General features: G+C 58.7%; 15 protein-coding genes, 1 tRNA gene and 1 pseudogene. 13 read left to right on the top strand and 4 right to left on the bottom strand.

The features are described 5' to 3' along the window. Positions 1 to 3: 3 nt before the first annotated feature. Positions 4 to 80: transfer RNA gene (locus V1289_RS44555), tRNA-Arg, on the top strand. A gap of 678 nt (positions 81 to 758) precedes the next feature. Here V1289_RS44555 and V1289_RS44550 read toward each other — a convergent pair. Together V1289_RS44550 and V1289_RS50095 are read right to left on the bottom strand one after the other, a co-directional pair. Then, a complete protein-coding gene (locus tag V1289_RS44550; protein WP_334405900.1) occupies positions 759 to 1,421 on the bottom strand; it encodes a hypothetical protein in 663 nt (220 codons plus the stop codon). 552 nt (positions 1,422 to 1,973) lie between these two features. Continuing rightward, positions 1,974 to 2,333: a DUF2493 domain-containing protein gene (locus tag V1289_RS50095; RefSeq protein WP_442896146.1), complete on the bottom strand. Its 360-nt coding sequence runs from the start codon at positions 2,331 to 2,333 to the stop codon at positions 1,974 to 1,976. A gap of 290 nt (positions 2,334 to 2,623) precedes the next feature. Here V1289_RS50095 and V1289_RS44540 point away from each other — a divergent pair, with 290 nt between their 5' ends. The 3 genes from V1289_RS44540 to V1289_RS44530 all read left to right on the top strand — a co-directional run bounded on the left by V1289_RS44540 (position 2,624) and on the right by V1289_RS44530 (position 3,943). Further along, positions 2,624 to 2,767: a hypothetical protein gene (locus V1289_RS44540; RefSeq protein WP_334405898.1), complete on the top strand. Its 144-nt coding sequence runs from the start codon at positions 2,624 to 2,626 to the stop codon at positions 2,765 to 2,767. A gap of 81 nt (positions 2,768 to 2,848) precedes the next feature. Further along, positions 2,849 to 3,187 carry a PilZ domain-containing protein gene (locus tag V1289_RS44535; protein WP_334405897.1) on the top strand — a complete coding sequence of 113 codons (339 nt, stop codon included), beginning with the start codon at positions 2,849 to 2,851 and terminating at the stop codon, positions 3,185 to 3,187. A gap of 306 nt (positions 3,188 to 3,493) precedes the next feature. After that, a complete protein-coding gene (locus V1289_RS44530; protein WP_334405896.1) occupies positions 3,494 to 3,943 on the top strand; it encodes a hypothetical protein in 450 nt (149 codons plus the stop codon). A gap of 138 nt (positions 3,944 to 4,081) precedes the next feature. Here V1289_RS44530 and V1289_RS44525 read toward each other — a convergent pair whose 3' ends face one another. After that, on the bottom strand, positions 4,082 to 4,339 hold the full coding sequence (locus tag V1289_RS44525) for a hypothetical protein (protein WP_334405895.1): 258 nt from the start codon (positions 4,337 to 4,339) through the stop codon (positions 4,082 to 4,084). Positions 4,340 to 5,532: 1,193 nt separating this feature from the next. On the opposite strand from V1289_RS44525, the gene V1289_RS44520 reads away from it, so the two are divergent. The 4 genes from V1289_RS44520 to V1289_RS44505 all read left to right on the top strand — a co-directional run bounded on the left by V1289_RS44520 (position 5,533) and on the right by V1289_RS44505 (position 10,187). Continuing rightward, complete coding sequence (locus tag V1289_RS44520) at positions 5,533 to 6,240, top strand: hypothetical protein (RefSeq protein ID WP_334405894.1); 708 nt, start codon at positions 5,533 to 5,535, stop codon at positions 6,238 to 6,240. A 534-nt stretch (positions 6,241 to 6,774) separates the two neighbouring features. Beyond that, positions 6,775 to 7,002, top strand: a complete 228-nt coding sequence (locus V1289_RS44515) for a hypothetical protein (RefSeq protein WP_334405893.1) — start codon at positions 6,775 to 6,777, stop codon at positions 7,000 to 7,002. A gap of 258 nt (positions 7,003 to 7,260) precedes the next feature. Then, entirely contained in the window at positions 7,261 to 7,491 is a 231-nt protein-coding gene (locus V1289_RS44510; RefSeq protein WP_334405892.1) for a hypothetical protein, read from the top strand. Positions 7,492 to 8,123: 632 nt separating this feature from the next. Continuing rightward, positions 8,124 to 10,187, top strand: coding sequence for a hypothetical protein (locus tag V1289_RS44505; RefSeq protein ID WP_334405891.1), 2,064 nt, complete (start codon positions 8,124 to 8,126; stop codon positions 10,185 to 10,187). A gap of 255 nt (positions 10,188 to 10,442) precedes the next feature. Here V1289_RS44505 and V1289_RS44500 read toward each other — a convergent pair whose 3' ends face one another. Next, positions 10,443 to 10,802 carry a hypothetical protein gene (locus V1289_RS44500; RefSeq protein WP_334405890.1) on the bottom strand — a complete coding sequence of 120 codons (360 nt, stop codon included), beginning with the start codon at positions 10,800 to 10,802 and terminating at the stop codon, positions 10,443 to 10,445. Between the two features lie 422 nt (positions 10,803 to 11,224). On the opposite strand from V1289_RS44500, the gene V1289_RS44495 reads away from it, so the two are divergent. From V1289_RS44495 to V1289_RS44480, 5 genes and pseudogenes are all read left to right on the top strand, one after another. Then, a complete protein-coding gene (locus tag V1289_RS44495; RefSeq protein WP_334405889.1) occupies positions 11,225 to 11,941 on the top strand; it encodes a hypothetical protein in 717 nt (238 codons plus the stop codon). Between the two features lie 88 nt (positions 11,942 to 12,029). Beyond that, a complete protein-coding gene (locus tag V1289_RS44490; RefSeq protein WP_334405888.1) occupies positions 12,030 to 13,052 on the top strand; it encodes a site-specific integrase in 1,023 nt (340 codons plus the stop codon). A gap of 131 nt (positions 13,053 to 13,183) precedes the next feature. Further along, a pseudogene (locus tag V1289_RS50090) lies at positions 13,184 to 13,420 on the top strand (hypothetical protein); the annotation flags it as partial. Positions 13,421 to 13,449: 29 nt separating this feature from the next. Continuing rightward, positions 13,450 to 14,622 (top strand): tyrosine-type recombinase/integrase, encoded by a 1,173-nt coding sequence (locus tag V1289_RS44485; protein WP_334405887.1) that lies wholly within the window; start codon positions 13,450 to 13,452, stop codon positions 14,620 to 14,622. 439 nt (positions 14,623 to 15,061) lie between these two features. Continuing rightward, positions 15,062 to 15,355 carry a hypothetical protein gene (locus V1289_RS44480; RefSeq protein ID WP_334405886.1) on the top strand — a complete coding sequence of 98 codons (294 nt, stop codon included), beginning with the start codon at positions 15,062 to 15,064 and terminating at the stop codon, positions 15,353 to 15,355. Positions 15,356 to 15,414 lie beyond the last annotated feature (59 nt).

Raw genomic sequence — 15,414 nt, 5'->3', positions numbered from 1 at the left:
GACGGTCCCATAGCTCAACTGGATAGAGTAACGGATTTCTACTCCGTGGGTTGCAGGTTCGAATCCTGCTGGGATCGCCATTCTCACAACCGGAAAAGCCCAATAAAATAAGGCCTTCGGCAAAATTCCGACCGTCGCATTCGAACTCCAACCGGGGAACGCAAGGGGATCAAAGGGGACATATGGGGTCGCTGAGGGACGTAGAGTCCCGGAAAAAGTCCCGGAATAATTTCGACCTGGAGGCCGGCGTACTCTCTGGGTGGCTCGTGGTCGAACACGGCGGCCCAACGATGTTCGCTAGGATCGGCGTCATGCGGGCCTTGAATCGTCACCACGTCCGGGAGCTCAATCCGTCGCGGAAAGAGCCGGCATTGGGGCCGGCGCAAGCTGAAGAGAGATCAGCCATGACCGTCTGGATTTACGTCAACACCAGCAAGCAGGTTGGCGACCGGGGATCACCTGAAGGTCTTCGCGAACGAGGACGCCGCCGAAACGTGGTTCCAGGAAAACGATCCCGAAGGCGTCGCGTTTGAATATGAGGTGCTGGAGTAAGGACAGGCGGGGGCTGACGCCCCCTTTCGTATCCATCGGGACCACCTGTCAGGCTGCGGTTCCGACGCGGAGCACTCGCATCTCACGGGAAGCCCGGCGCAATTTTGCGGCAAATTAGGGCGGTATGTCAACTCAGCCATGAATGACAATGACGCGTTGAAGATCGTCGCGCGCGGCGCGGACAAGGAAGATAAGGTGGTTGCCGCTTAGCTTTGTCGAACGAAGCGGAATTGCTGGGTGCCATGCTCGCGTGGATCGGGGCCACGCTCAGCAATGGCGTAGCTCTGATGGGCAGCAATGAACGCCGCTTCGGGAATCCAGTTTCGCACGTACTTGACGAGCTTGTCTTCTGCGCTCGACAGCGATCCAGGCCCATTGTCGCTCAGGAACGATGTCTGCAACTCAGGCTCTACCGGGACGTCACTGATTGGCACGCGATGCCACAGCATCGTCGCCGGCTGCGTTGCACAGAGCAATCTGACAGTCTCGATTGCGTTCGGAACGTATTGGATAGCGCCGTTGGAATGCATCAACTCGACGTTTCCCAGCCAGTTGGCGGCCTTCCCGATGTCGCTGAAGAACATTAGCCGGTCGGTTGCCAGTTCGCGGGCGCGGGCGGCCATGGCAGGCGTTTCCACCACGGCCCAGCGAATGTCAGGCGACTGTCGGCAAGCGACCTTGTAGTGCAGGCCGGCACCGCCTCCGAAGTCGAGCACCGTTTTCACACCGACCACAAACGGCAAGTCACCGGTCGGCTCATAAACTGCGGTTTTGCGGAAGATCGTCTCAACCAGTTCTTCGTTCTCGTAGCCTTCGATCACTTTACGGGGCGGGAATAGCTTGCGTCGGAGTTTCCGCATCAAGTTCATTTGGTACTCGGACTGTGGTGCTTATTGATGGTGTGCAGCGATAACTACAACCATAAATATTTAGAAACAATACGACCAATAAACAATTGCCAGGCAAATGCCAGATTTGGTGCTGCGCCCGTCCTGGGATGAGGCGAAAGCGTTGCAACGAGCCTTGACCGCGCGAAAGCATTGATGTCCTGGAAACGCGCCTTCGACGATCCGATCCCGCTGGCGCGCGGTCACCAACTCGCCACGCTGAGGGATGCCGCCGACTACATCTTGGCTTTGCCGGCGATGACATCCGCGCAAGAACACTGGCAACTGGCGATGCACATGCTGATCGAGGCCGCTAAATCTGAGACCATGGCGCCAGAGAACCGCCTACTCCGGAACCAACGGCGGCGATGGCTGGTGCTGCCGCTCCCGCCGCGAGATCGCGTCTGCGACCACTTCGTGATTGCGCGCGATCCGTTGCGCCCAGGCCGGATCGAACGCCCCCCGGCTGGGCTGCCAGGATCCGGAGCCGATGCGAAGCCTGCCGGTGCTGTTCAGGCGTCATTAGGAATGCGCTCATGGGTCGACCATGATGACGTCAACGCCGGCGTTGCGGGCGAGAGTGACCATGCCAGCCGTGCCCTTACCGCCGGGGAATGCCACGACCAGGTCGGGCTTTCCCTCGACGAGCATCCGCTGGTTCCGAATCGGGCCGGCTTTGGGGCCGAGACCTTCCCAATCGGCCATATAGACGTCGAAAGGGACACCGCGATTCTTTGCCCACTCAACAGCCAGCGTGTCTGCTCCGCGGGCACCGCCAGCGATCATAGTGCCGAACGGCCGATCGGCATGGAGACGATCGAGCTTCGCATAAACCGTAGCGCGGTCGTCGAAATCCCTGCCGCCGCATACGAGAACTTTCGGCTTGTCTGGCATGGTGCCCTGTGATCCCGCTCTCTGCCTTGACGTTGGCCATTAACCGGTGATTGCGGATCGGATGATGTCAACCATCGCAAGATGCGGCGCGGTCCGCAAGCACCCTACTGGCTTTCGATAATTAGGCATTACCGTTGGTCTGTGACGGAGTTCGCCCGAGGATCGTCTACCTGGTGTCGGCCTCCTACCTTCGGCCACAAAGGCTTAGTGGCTTCACTCCAAGCCAGATAGTCACCGGCCTGAGGAAAGCCTTCCCCATCGCCGCCACATCTACGCCGAGAACCAGACCCGTGAAATTCGCCGCCGATCGACTGCTCGCTAATCCGGAAGCCGCCGCGCGCAAGCTGCTGGAGATCGCCAACTCCGTCGAGCCCGTCCAGGACGGCCGCACAAGAAAGATAGGACGGCTGCGGCCTCGGCATGGCTTGAATTAGATATTATTAACCCGCCTGGCAATACATCGGGAAAAACAAGCAAAAAAGCCGTCTCGCGGCTCTGCAGGTGAGTCATCCGTTATGTCGAAGGAAAGCAGTCCTGATGCCCGCGTCAGGTTTGAGCACGGTTTGCCGGCGCACATGATGGCCATTGACGGCACCTGGCGCCGGGATTGCATCGTCAACGATGTATCTGACATGGAAGCCACGCTGACGGTCAGCACCTCGATGGAAGGCCTGAATTTGAAGGAGTTCTTTCTTCTGCTTTCCTCCACTGGCCTTGCCTATCGGCGCTGCTCTCTGGCCTGGGTCAATGGCGAGCAAGTCGGCGTCACCTTTCTTCGCCAGAGGGGCAAGAAAAAAGCCGCGAAGCCGCCCAGGGATCGGGAGGAGCTCGCCGAAGCCGAGAAGGGCCTGTGAGGCGCACCTGACCACCTAGCTCGGCTTTAGCGCACCCCTCGCGCCGAAAGCCCACATCCGACCGAGATGATGACGGTAGCTTTCGATAATTGGACGTTACCGTTGCTCAGACGAACCTTTCGACGGCCATCCGCTCCACGCTGAGCACCTACCCGCTGTCGTACTGATTTGCCGGGCCTGCGGGACTCGCTGGTGAGGGTCTGGCTTGTGGGCTGTCTTGGGGCCGGGCAATCCCGTTTACCTCACGGCTGTTCAACTGCGCGTCAGTGACCCGGAACATTTGCTGCGAGGCGGACTTCCTATGTCATGACCGATCATTCTCAGTTAGACCGCACCCCGCCGGCCGACCGGCCTGGAAATGGCCGTTTCGTGGTCGCGCTCATCTTGGGCCTCATTCTGGGCGCTGGTTTAATGGCGCTATGGGGAATTTCCGGGTCGGCCCCACCTAAGCAGCCACAGACAGATGTTGCAGCAAACGCTTCAAACGAAACCGCCCAGGCGGTCAAGGATCTGCAGACCACCGAGCAAAAGATTGCCGGCCAGATGCAGTCCCTCCAACAAGCAATCGCTTCAAACCAGGCAGAGACCAAGCAAACCCTGGCAGCGGAGCAGGCGGAGACCAAACGATTATCCGACCAGGTTACAGCCTTGAGCGGTAAACTTGACGCGCTTCAACAATCCTTTGCGAGTGTTCAGCAACAGGCATCCCCTGTTCCCTCTGAACCCGCCCCAGCGTCCGCAAAAAGAAGGCGCTGAGCGCGTACGGCCGAAAAGGCGCGGGACCGAAGCCCCGCGCTTTTGTTTTTGTTCTTACGCAGCGCCATGCGCCGTGCGGGCCTGCGATGGCCTCTGGATGACTCTCTGATGGCCGCCGGTGAGTCCGGGATCGGCGGGCTAGGGCTTCGCAGGTTCAGCGATTGCCGCGCCTTTGGCTTTACCGGCTGCTGCCTGGCGGTCACGCGCAGCGATCAGTTCATTCTTTAGCTTCAACCGTTCATCGGGTGTCATGGCGGCCTTTTCGCGCGGCGATGGCAGATCTTCGACCGGAAGATAGGCGCTTGTTTTCGGAGGCATTGGTGCCTCAGCCCGCGCGTCCATCAGTGATGAACCAGCGGAAGTTGCACAGCCGGCGAGCGAGAGGCTAAACAGCAACGCCGTCCCCGCGACGAACGGTGCTCGCCGCTTACAAACATACCCAATACCCATGCACGATCGTTCCACGACCATTGCGGGCCAATTATGTTCGTTCGCGGTTCCTCATGACGCACACGGGGGGCGAGGTTAATCGAGGGTTACGAAGGGCGCGGGACCAAAGCCCCGCGCCCCGTCTCATCACCGCCGCAGTCGCTTGGCATGACCTGCCAGTCGCTGCCGATTGCGCTTTCTGATCGATCGGCGCCGGCGCTTCATGACGGCCCCGCCTTGCCGTAAAGGCCGGGAAACGTGACGACGTTGTCGGACATCGGTGCCTCCCTCAAACCAACGCGGAAACGAGATGCCGTTCGACCAGGTCGCCGACCTCATGCCGCAAGCTGTAGCGGCTTGTCGAGACCGGGAGGACGGGCGCATTCTTGGGCCATGGGCGGACCCTCGAAAGAACGGGTGTGGGGCGAGACTATCCGGCACGCGGAACAGCGCGCCCGGAGACGCGATCGGCCCCCCCTATAGGGGCCGTAACCACGTAACCGACCGCGGGGTCACATGATGCTACGCTTGTTCGCGTTCCTGCCGTTTTTGATTTCCGCGCACGCTGCCGGCGCGCAAGATCAGCGGCCAGCACAGGATCCACAGCCACCTTTTGTCGGCGGAGCCGCAATACCGCCGACAGACCTACCGTCCGGGATTGGCAACTACTGCATCTATGAAAGCCTCATCTACTCCATTGGCTCGCCTATCTGCATTGGCAAAACAAGTTACGTGTGCGCTCCGACAACAAACGGTACAGGCTTCAATCAGCGGGGATATTGGACGCCTAGACCAGCTGAATCCAACCTTCTCGTTGCGCCCTCCTGCCAATAGTTCGCCTCTCATGAATGTTGCACCGTCCATTTGTCGCCGTATTGGCGGACGAGGCCCTCCGGGAGCAACGCGGCGCGGAGGGAGCGGAAGCTACAACTTCCCCTCGGCTTGCTTTTGTGGCACCCCATTTTTATGAGTAAGTCAATTAAGGGTACCCCGAAAAAGAAGCGCGGCCGCCCTCCTACGACCGGTAGGGGCACGCAAATCGGCATGCGTTGGCAAGATGCCGAACTTTCGGCGATCGACGAATGGCGCGAACAACTGGATGTCGGATCTCGCCCGGAAGCCATCCGCCGGCTGGTCGAGATCGGGCTGAAGGCGAAGAAATGAGCCTCCCGCCCGACATATTCGCAGGGTTAAAGCCTGTAGTCAGGGATTGGCCTGATCTGGGTGCCAACACGCTTCCGTTGAGTGAACGGCGCGTCGGAAACGAGATCCAGCAATCGCTCCACGCCCTGTCCTCTTACGCAAGCGATTTTGGTGCGGCTCTACGGCTCTTCGACGAGAGCTTCAACGAGTATGCACGCGCTACCATAACCAACACGACGAACGATGGTCTTGCGCGAATGTATATAGCGGCGCGCGACGGTGCCGTGACAATCTGGAACTTTGCGAAGACCCTAGAAGGGATCAGTCGGCGCGTTTTCAAAGACTGCCCAACGTTGGCCCGGCACGTCGATCGCACGCAACTTCGATCGGCCAACAAGCTGCTGCGTCAATTATTTCCAGATTACGCTCCGATCCGGCATTCCGTGGCGCATGCCGAGGAGTTAAGAGAGAACGCAGCAGAGCACAAGGTTGATGGAATTGTCGGAGAGGTATTTCCCACGCTGGAGTCGCACCCGCTGGGTGCACTTCACACTGAGATCTTGGTCCGCAACTCCCTCCAGGGGCGGACATTCCGAAATACGTTTGAAGGGCAGCTTCGCGCCTACGAGATCAGCTCGGACTCTCTTGGCGGTCTGAACAAGATCAAGGAAGCTACCTACGCTGCATTCGCGCACTGTCCTACTGTTACATCAGAGAAGCAGTAAGTAGGTTGGATACAGTCAAGACCGCGATGGGATGGTTGGAATTACCGCACTGGCTGATGCTCGCAGGAGCCGTGCTGGTAGTGGTCGGCCTAATTGGCCTTGTGATCAGCCGCCGGCAACGGGCGAAGGTCCAGGACGAACCGGCCACCGAGCCAAGTCCCGAGCCGCGTCCCCAGTTGCCACCGCTGCCGGATCTTCTTGACTCCCGGCCACGAAAGAGTCGGCGTTGACGTTAATCGGAGAGACGCCACCGGGTCCGCCGCCGGTCGAGCTGGGGCTGAAGGTGAGGAAGTAGCGGACAATGCCTCGTAAGGGTATTCCTTGGACACTAGAAGCAGACGATGCATTGCGAAACGCAGTATTCGCGGGCGCCTCGCTTTCTGCAATGTCGAAGGCATTTAGCCGCTCCGAGTCTTCAATAAGGTCGCGTGCCTACATCCTCCGGTTAAGCCTCAGACCAACTTCGCAGAATAAACGATCGCTCGCGTTGCCACATTCGGTATTAGCTAGAGAGACAGGGCTGAAGGAGAAGAAATGACAAGACTTCAGAAGTTCATCGAGCAAGGCGCGTACGGCGAAAAGTCGGGGCGGATCGCTTATGCTTTCGGTTTTGATTCATTGCCTGAAGCGGTCGACGGCATGATCTGGCAAAAGATCGAATCGTTCAATGCTGCCGATGACTTGTTGAAAGACGTCGGTCTCAAGGATGTGTTTAAGCTCGCAATCGAAAAGGGTTGCGCGCTCGTTGCAAGAGCGGGCTAAAGTCGACATGTGAATTGCGGGGATCGGCGCCGATCGACCGGTGCGGTCGTATCGCCGCGCGTGCGACCTACCCCTGTGAATATCCGGGACAAGCGCGCGTTTGCCGGCGGGCACGCGCTGGGCGTGTCATTCTTATCTGGAACGCGATTCGTTTCGCGGGGGAGAGTGAGATGGATTTCGTTTCGTCGGCACTGACCGGCGCTGAAGGACATCCTCAAAGACCAGGACGACACCCGCGCCAGCCAGATCAAGAAGGACGTGCTCGACGCCTTCAAGCCGTTTGCCTCTTCGCTGGCCGGCAATGCCGGCAATCTGGCGCTGTTCAACGATTTCCGCGGCCAGGCCGAGAAGCTGGCGGCGATGTATATCATCGGCGGCAAGACCTCGAGCGATGCCGCGACCCAGGCCTTCGACGATCTGGTTGGCGCCAAATACACGTTTCAATTGTGTAATTTCCGCTTCCCACCGAACCGACAGCTTGACCGCTGAACGTCGCAGAGGAGCTTGCGAAGGCAATGCTCTGCCAGGCGGGAGCGGCAAGCTGGGTGAATGTCGGCGTGCCCCCACCGCCGCCCGCCGCAACCTTCCCCACCCCCAACAGCGACATCGATCCCGAATCTGCGGGAGACGCCGCAAGCAGGATCGCGAATAGCGCCGCGTGAAGGGCCATCAAAATCGAAAGCTTGAGAGTACGCATCACAAATTCCTTTCAATGTGTGTTTCAGATTTGCAGCGGCGAGCTTCCTGCCGCGCTTGTCCCTCGACGCCGTGACGAGCGAACGCTCGCTCTCCTGGCTTTCGATAATCAGACCTTACCGCCAACCAGCGGTGGCTGGCATCCCGTTTCTGGAAGGGGGCATCCACCTCAACAGGGGGTGATGCCGCGCGCTTGTACCTTCAGCATCACGTGTGGACGGAAGCTTACTTCACGGCGCGCTGCTCAACATAATCGTGTAAATGTCCCGTCAAAACCCATAGGTTGAACGTGTTGGTTCGGCGAGATCGCCGAGCCAAGATGGCGGGGATCGATATGAGCGGAGCTGAAGACGCACCTGAACGGGCCTTGTTCCAGATAACAATCGTTGTATGGCGCGATGAGGTCTAGAACGGAAGGTGAGGCCGTGCCTGAACGGTCCGCCCCGCGATCGACCGCTGAGATTTTCGCTGACCTGCGTGCGCTCGCGCAGAGCGACGGTGCCCTGCACGAGATCTCCGCAATCATCTATCGTGACTGGGTCGTCACGGTCGACTTGCAGGAAGGCCGTGTAACTGACGATCCGGAGCACAGATGGTCAACTTCTAAGCTCAACAAGAACGAGCTAATGCTTCTGCTGGGTTTGACAGTTCAGTCACAGAGCGATCGCACCTTCTCGGTTCGAGTGGCTGACGACAAATTTGCTGTGCTTGCCGATCGGCTTTTGCGAGAATTTCATGATCGCATTCTCGAGGATTGTACACCGGCATTCGATAAGCAGTCCGAGAAGTTTGTTGAACTTCCGGATTCGATCGGGCTCAAAGCGCGCGAGGCGATCTATTTCGGCGCCGATAGTCTCTACCTTCACCAGTTCTCGGGCTTCAGCCGGCTCCGCTACCGCGATGATGCGACCTGGCTCCTACAGAATGCCGGCCTTTCCATCCGTCCAATGATCGATATCGCCAGATTCATCGTCGATCGCATCAATGGCCAGATGACGGCCGTAGGTCACATGCGCAAGGAAGGCCACGACTTCACTCACAGCGACCTTACAGACAGCCTTTTGATCTCGAAGGCAGATGTGCGAAAGAAATTTGGACAAAAGGCAAACGCGTTCTTCTCTAAATTTGCAACGCCTGTAATGGCAGCGAACATCGGCTTCGTCGATCCCTTCGCGATCAATGCTGTAGCGATCGCGCCGATCATCGACCTGGGCGAGCACCTCTATGTGCCGAACCAATACCGGCTTTACGAAGGGATTTACGAGAGCCCCTTCTACTGGATGATGGGCGACAAATCCTACCGCGACACCGCGGCGGAGCATCGCGGAAATTTCCTGGAGAAAACCGCTGCGCACATCTTCCGCTCCGTTTTTGGCGCAAACAATGTCTACGAAAACGTGACGATCCGCGATGGCTCGAAGGACATTGCGGGCGAAGTCGACGTGCTCACCGCCTACGGAGAGTTCGTGCTCGTCGTGCAGGCAAAATCAAAGCGCGTGACACTCAAGGCGCGTGCCGGCGATAGAGAGGCGCTAAAGACAGATTTCGAGGGCGCAATTCAGTCTCCCTACCGGCAGGCGCTGGAATGCGCGGAGCTGATCCGAAAGGGGGCGGAATGTGTCACCAGGGATGGCAAGGCGCTCGCCCTCCCCTCGCTGCCTCGACTGTTTCCGGTTGTGGTCCTTAGTGATCCGTTCCCGGCATCAACCTTTCTCTCTGGTACGATGCTGGAGCGTGGCAACAACATCGCACCCGTCATCTGGGACCTAGGCGTGTTGGACTGCGTCGCACGCCTTCTGCCGACGCCAATCGAGATGATCTTCTACCTGAAGTGCCGGTCGGATGTCTTCGACAAGGTGCTCTCGGACAGCGAATACAATTTCCTCGGCTATCATATCAGGGCCAAGCTCGCGCTGCCTGACGACGCTGATTGGATGATGCTGGATCGCGATTTCGCAACTGTCGTCGACGACTACATGATCGCCGCGGATGTGGGCATCGAAGCCCAGCGCCCGCCGGGGATTCTGGAGCGCCTTCAGATACCGATCGTCTCTGATCTGCTGGCGGAACTCAAGAACGCCGACCCGAGAATTGCCTCTGTGGTCATCGACCTCTATGATTTTTCGAGCGCAGCTTTGGAAGATCTGTCGGATCGAATTGTCGAACTCCGCGAAGATGTTGCGGCGACGGGCAAAGTCATCAAAGCGTTCTCAATCCCGACCGCGCAGGGCGGTCTCACCTATGCCGTCACGCGAAAGCGCGATGCGAATGCTGCGCGCGCGGCCGAGGCGATTGGCGCCAAACACAAGTACGACACCAGGAAGGATCGATGGTACGTTGTTCTCGATAGCATCGAGACCGAAAACCCCGTCGACGGTCTCTTGCCTCTTGTATGGACTTGGAAAGAAGACCAGCAGGAGGCTGAGAGTTCCAAGGAAGTAGCCAAGCTCTTCAACTCGCGGCAGGAAACAAAGACGATCGGTGAGTGACGGCCGGAGCCGCTGAAAACGGGCCGCTGGAATAATGGAGGTCGCGAACCGTGCGTCCGATTTTTAGCACGAGGCTGATTTTCCAGATTGCTCGACAGATGGCAGCCGTTGAGTGGTGGAGCGGACCTCGGACTATCTCCGACCTTCCCACGCGGTCGACGTTTGATGACTTCCCTGTTGTTAGGCCACAACTCTGCCTTGCTGCAATTAAGGCGACATGGCTCCCGACTGGCGACAATTACGTGTTATCGATGATCAGCTACGGCTCTCTTTTTCCTTTTGCTTTACCCAACCTCGCAGGCGCTGCATCGCCCGATCGTACTGACCATCATTCGTTTTGGAAAATGGAGAATTGCGCCGCTTAGCCGTGATCGCCGAACGCGTCACCTGCTGATCCCCCAACCCTCGAGAATCGCGGAAGCGGGCCGCCCCTGCCTCTCGTTCTTTGGCTGCGATCCACTTCCGAAGCTTAACCTCATCGAAGGTCCAAGCCTTGAAGAGCTTCGCGGCCCCAGGAATCTCCCCACGTGCCGCGGCCGCCTGAATAGTTCGCTCAGTTTCGCCACTTATCCGCGCCACGTCTTTGACTTTGATACGCTCAGGTGAACTTTTCATTTTTTCTTTGTGGAAAGCCCTGCGTCGAGAAGCTGCCTAACCGCTTCTGGGCGGGTCAATTTGGGCTCTTTCTGCCGCGCGATCCACGCGTCGAGCGCGGCGAGCTGCGCCGGCTGAAGTCGAACGCCGACGAGGGTCCCAATGCCCGTTGGAGGCGGTCCCCTCCGTTTTTTCTCTGATAACACAGTTTGACGTTTCATAGAAACCCTGATAACACAGTTGCGAGCCGGCAGGAAGTTCGAGCTTCCTCCCGGCTCTAACCACCGCGCACGAGGTAAGTCATGGCGAAGGCTGATTCCGACAATACCACGACTCCGTCCGGAGATAGTGCCCCTGCTGACAAAGCAGTTGCGCCATCCCAGACCCCTCCTGTGAATCAAGCCGCCGGCGAGGACCGACCGGCCATTAACAGGAGTAAGAGAATGACCCGACGAAATGCTTTAGCTTCCGCGGCAGTTGGAGTTGCCAGTCTCAGCCTGACGCTTCAGCCGAGCGGCGGCCCATCGACGCGCCGTGTTCCCTCAAATGTGCGAAAGGTCAACGATCGCTCCGACCCGTTCATTCTGGCGCTCAACGACTATCGGCAGGCGGCGGGGCGCCTGGCGCGGGCAGCCAAGGCCGATGAAACCTTCCAGGCCGCACATCGCGACACCCCTGACGTATTCCGTGAACCCTCGATTCAGTTAGGCGAAACGGGATTTCTGGACTCGCACGAAGCGATCGACGCCCACTTCGATCGTATGCTGCAGCAATTCGCTGAGAGAAAGTCGCCTCCTCAATTTGTGGCACTCGCTGCCCGAGACCGAGACCGGTGCCACGCCGAGTTGGATGCGAAGATTGCACACATTTTGGCAACCCGCGATGAACTCGGTTACGCACCCGTTCTAACGGAACGCAAAGCGGCCGAGGCCGCAGAGCACAAGGTGCTTGATCAAGTGATGCAGACGACGCCAACCACCATGCGCGGAGTGCAGCATCTGGGGGCATTCATCCAGAGCATCTTGAATGGCGATCTCGATATCGGCGAATACCAGGTCGAGCTTCAGACTAGCTTAATGCGCGCCCTGGAGCGCATCACCGGTCAACCGACGCCCAAGGTTACGCCCTACTTCTACAACTGGGATGACGTGATCAGTTGACCGTTGAGCCGCCGGCCGAGCTGATCGGCCGGCGGTTTCTTTAATTCGAAGCTTTCGATAACCCTCAATTATCATCACGGAAAATGCCATGGAAACCGAGCTGATCGTCCACGCTACGAATCTGCCTTCGATCATGGAGGAACTCCGGGACCGAGCGGGCGATTACGTCAAGAATGCCCGGTCTAAAAATACTCAGCGAGCCTACCAAACGGACTGGCACCACTTTAAGGAGTGGTGCGCGGCCCACTCTCGCTCCGCCCTTCCCGCAGATCTTCTGGAGACCGTGGTTCCGTATCTGACGGCCTACGCGCCTGCGCTCAAGGTCTCAACACTCCTGCGACGTCTCACCGCCATCCGCGTTTTCCATCGGTCACGCGGGTTCAAGCTCGACACGACCGACGAGCGCTTTCGGGTGTTCTGGCAGGGCCTTCGCAACGCTCGCGGTGTCAGGGTGAACAAGAAGGCACCCCTGATGTCGGCGGATTTGCGTCGGACCATCCAGGCATTGCCGAATAACCTTCAGGGTCATCGTGATCGCGCGCTGCTGCTGATCGGTTTTGCGGCAGGGCTGCGCCGTGCCGAACTAGCGGGCCTTACTGTGTCCCAGGATCTGAACGCTTCGGGATGGATCGAGGCAGCGCCCGATGGTCTGATCATTCAACTGTCACGATCCAAGACCAACCAGGCCGGCGAGGAGGAGTCGATCGGCGTGCCCTTCGGTATCGACGAGAACGTCTGCCCGGTTCGTGCTTACCGCACTTGGCTCGCCGTCTCCGGCATTAAGGAGGGGGCAGCGTTCCGCGCCGTCACCCGCCATGGCAGGATGAGCGACGCCGCCATGACGGGCGCCGCCGTGGCACTCATTGTGAAGCGGTTGGTCAAACGGACTGCTTTGGCGGAAGGCTTAAATAGCGAGGCAGCTCAAGCCCGTGCCGACACTTTCTCAGGTCATTCGCTAAGGGCGGGTCTCGCTACGTCGGCCGCCGAAAATGACGCCCCTGGGCACGCCATCCAGCGACAATTGCGCCACAAATCGTTCACCACCACCATCGGTTATATTCGCAGCGGATCGCTCTTCAAAGGGAACGCCGCAAGCTTCGCGCTCAAATAGTGAGCCTGTGCAATGAGATGTCCTCTCGTTGTCCCATTTTTGTCCCGTGCGATTAGGGATGGCTTCCGGCCACATCGCGATACGAAAGCGGGTTCTATGAGGAACCGCTTGGCATCGAGAGAGATGTGACAATGGAAGGGTTACCCATCAAACGGCCTCAAGATGTTCCCGCAGGTGCGGTGCCCCCGACGATCGAGGCCGCTTTCTCTGTGCATGCGATGCTGGGGACGCAGCAGGTGGCTCGGCTTTTGGAGATGGACGTCAAAACCCTCCGCAAGCATATTGGCGCCGGTGAATTGGTTGGCCGCCTCAAGGGCCTCGGTCGCCGGCGCCGGCACCGGGTCTTTACGCTTGCGGATGTGACGCGTTTTCTGAACCGCCCTGATGAGGATGCTTCATGTCGGTCTATCGTCACAAGAACAGCCCGTACTGGCAATTCGACTTCCAGATCGACGGTTATCGCTTTTCCGGATCGACCGAACTCACCGGTAGTAAACGTGACGCGCAGGCCTTCGAGGACGGGCAAAAAGCGAACGCCCGCGAGCTCCTCGCCAACATCGCCGCCGCCGGTAGTGCCCCCCTCACCCTAAAACGCGCCTGCGACCGCTGGTGGAGCGAACACGGCCAGCATCTCAATGATCCCGATCTCAAGGCCCGGCTGGACTGGATCGCCAGCCAGATCGGCCCGCAGACCCTCTTGCACGCCATTACCGACGACATGGTCTCGAAGATGGTCGAGGCCCGCCGGCTCGACGTACGCCGCTCCGGATGCGACGAGGACGGCAAGCAGTTCTATCGGCCGATCACCGCCCGTACCGTCAACAAGACGACGCTGTCGCTCTTGCGGCGCGTGATGCGCCGCGCCCAGGATAACTGGAACGCCACCATTCTGCGCGAGCCAAAGTGGAAGAACCACTGGCTTAAGGAGACCAAGCGTCCAATTCGTGAGATCTCATTGGCCGAGGACGCCGCGCTCGACGCTGTTGAGGACGCCGATTTCACGGCGCTGCGGCGCTTCGCCATCATCACAGGGCTGCGCCGGCGCAATCTGCTGCTCACATGGCCCCAAGTCGACTTTGAGGCGGCCGTGGTGCGCGTCGTCGCCAAGGGCGGCGTCCCCCGCGTCGTGCCGTTGTCGCAGGAAGCCTACGCCATCCTGTGGGCCCGCCGCGGTCAGCACCCCAGCCAGGTCTTCACTTTCATTGCCCAGCGGACCAGGCCCTGCCCCAAGACCCGCGATCCCAAAACCGGCGAGCGGTTCAAATTCATCAAAGGCCAACGCTACCCGATCACCTATTACGGAATGGGATCGAACAAGCGGAAGTGGGCGAAGGCTGGCATTGACGCCAGGATCCATGACATGCGCCACACCACAGGTTCGCGAATGGTGCGCAAGACCGGCAATCTGAAGGCCGCCCAGCTGTTGCTCGGCCACAGCGATATCGCCGTCACTGCCAAATTCTATGCCAACGTTATGATCGAGGATGTTCGCGCCGCCATGGAGACGACCGCGGCGGCCGAACAGACGGCGAATCCGGCCATCAAGAGGGTGACAAAAATCCCGGAATAATCACCGGAGTGCGTTCGGATTGGAGCGTAAATCATTGGCAAACCAACGACTTTTAGCGGGCGAACAAAGCTTTTCTACTCCGTGGGTTGCAGGTTCGAATCCTGCTGGGATCGCCAATGATTTCAATGCGATGTTGCTATTATTGAGCGCTGAATTTCGGTGTACCGTTCGGCAACGAAGAAAACCCTTTAATTTCAGCCTTTACCGATTGGTCCTGATTAGTCCGTGGTTGGGTTGTCCGAAATGGCATGGTGAAATTTGTCGACTATTGCCGCGACGTTTTGATCCACGATCAATGGAACCTCCCCCAAAAGAGTACCCAGAAGGATGCTACGGCTTCACGCCGAGCCTTACTTTCGGGGGAACTGTTTCCGATCGCAGCGGTGACTTGAATTAGTTTTGAATAGACGCTGCCTCGCAGATCCGCGAACGGCTTCAGTTGCGCGGCCTGTTTGTCGTCAAGATATTTGGCGATGGTCAGGAGGGCACCGGCGATAGCGATGAACCCTCCGACTGCCTTGTGCAGATATCCCAAAAAGCGGCCTGCTGCGGTTCGAACCGAAACTGCGTTACGATTCCCGCAATCGATATTCCGGCAATAAGGCCGAAGAACAGGATTGCGACTGCAAAATTTCGTTTCTTTGTTAAAGTCATCCTGCGCCGATACCTGCTCAACCGGTACAATGCACAACTGCGCGGCTCTCCGCAATGCTTCGAGGCCCGCCGGGCGTGAACCCGGCGGGGCTCGGAGGCTGGTGCCCTCGAGGTGGCGGCCTCAAGCCAACGTGAGGT

The organism is Bradyrhizobium sp. AZCC 2289 (genome assembly GCF_036924615.1).
Lineage (GTDB): Bacteria > Pseudomonadota > Alphaproteobacteria > Rhizobiales > Xanthobacteraceae > Bradyrhizobium.
Note: the sequence above shows the minus strand (reverse complement) of the source record. Positions and strands in the feature narration are given on the sequence as shown.

Excerpts from the sequence above, each read along its gene's own strand:
- V1289_RS44550 (WP_334405900.1), bottom strand. The coding sequence starts at position 1,421 with ATGAACTTGATGCGGAAACTCCGACGCAAGCTATTCCCGCCCCGTAAA.
- V1289_RS50095 (WP_442896146.1), bottom strand. The coding sequence starts at position 2,333 with ATGCCAGACAAGCCGAAAGTTCTCGTATGCGGCGGCAGGGATTTCGAC.
- V1289_RS44535 (WP_334405897.1), top strand. The coding sequence starts at position 2,849 with ATGTCGAAGGAAAGCAGTCCTGATGCCCGCGTCAGGTTTGAGCACGGT.
- V1289_RS44530 (WP_334405896.1), top strand. The coding sequence starts at position 3,494 with ATGACCGATCATTCTCAGTTAGACCGCACCCCGCCGGCCGACCGGCCT.
- V1289_RS44520 (WP_334405894.1), top strand. The coding sequence starts at position 5,533 with ATGAGCCTCCCGCCCGACATATTCGCAGGGTTAAAGCCTGTAGTCAGG.
- V1289_RS44515 (WP_334405893.1), top strand. The coding sequence starts at position 6,775 with ATGACAAGACTTCAGAAGTTCATCGAGCAAGGCGCGTACGGCGAAAAG.
- V1289_RS44500 (WP_334405890.1), bottom strand. The coding sequence starts at position 10,802 with ATGAAAAGTTCACCTGAGCGTATCAAAGTCAAAGACGTGGCGCGGATA.
- V1289_RS44495 (WP_334405889.1), top strand. The coding sequence starts at position 11,225 with ATGACCCGACGAAATGCTTTAGCTTCCGCGGCAGTTGGAGTTGCCAGT.
- V1289_RS44490 (WP_334405888.1), top strand. The coding sequence starts at position 12,030 with ATGGAAACCGAGCTGATCGTCCACGCTACGAATCTGCCTTCGATCATG.
- V1289_RS44485 (WP_334405887.1), top strand. The coding sequence starts at position 13,450 with ATGTCGGTCTATCGTCACAAGAACAGCCCGTACTGGCAATTCGACTTC.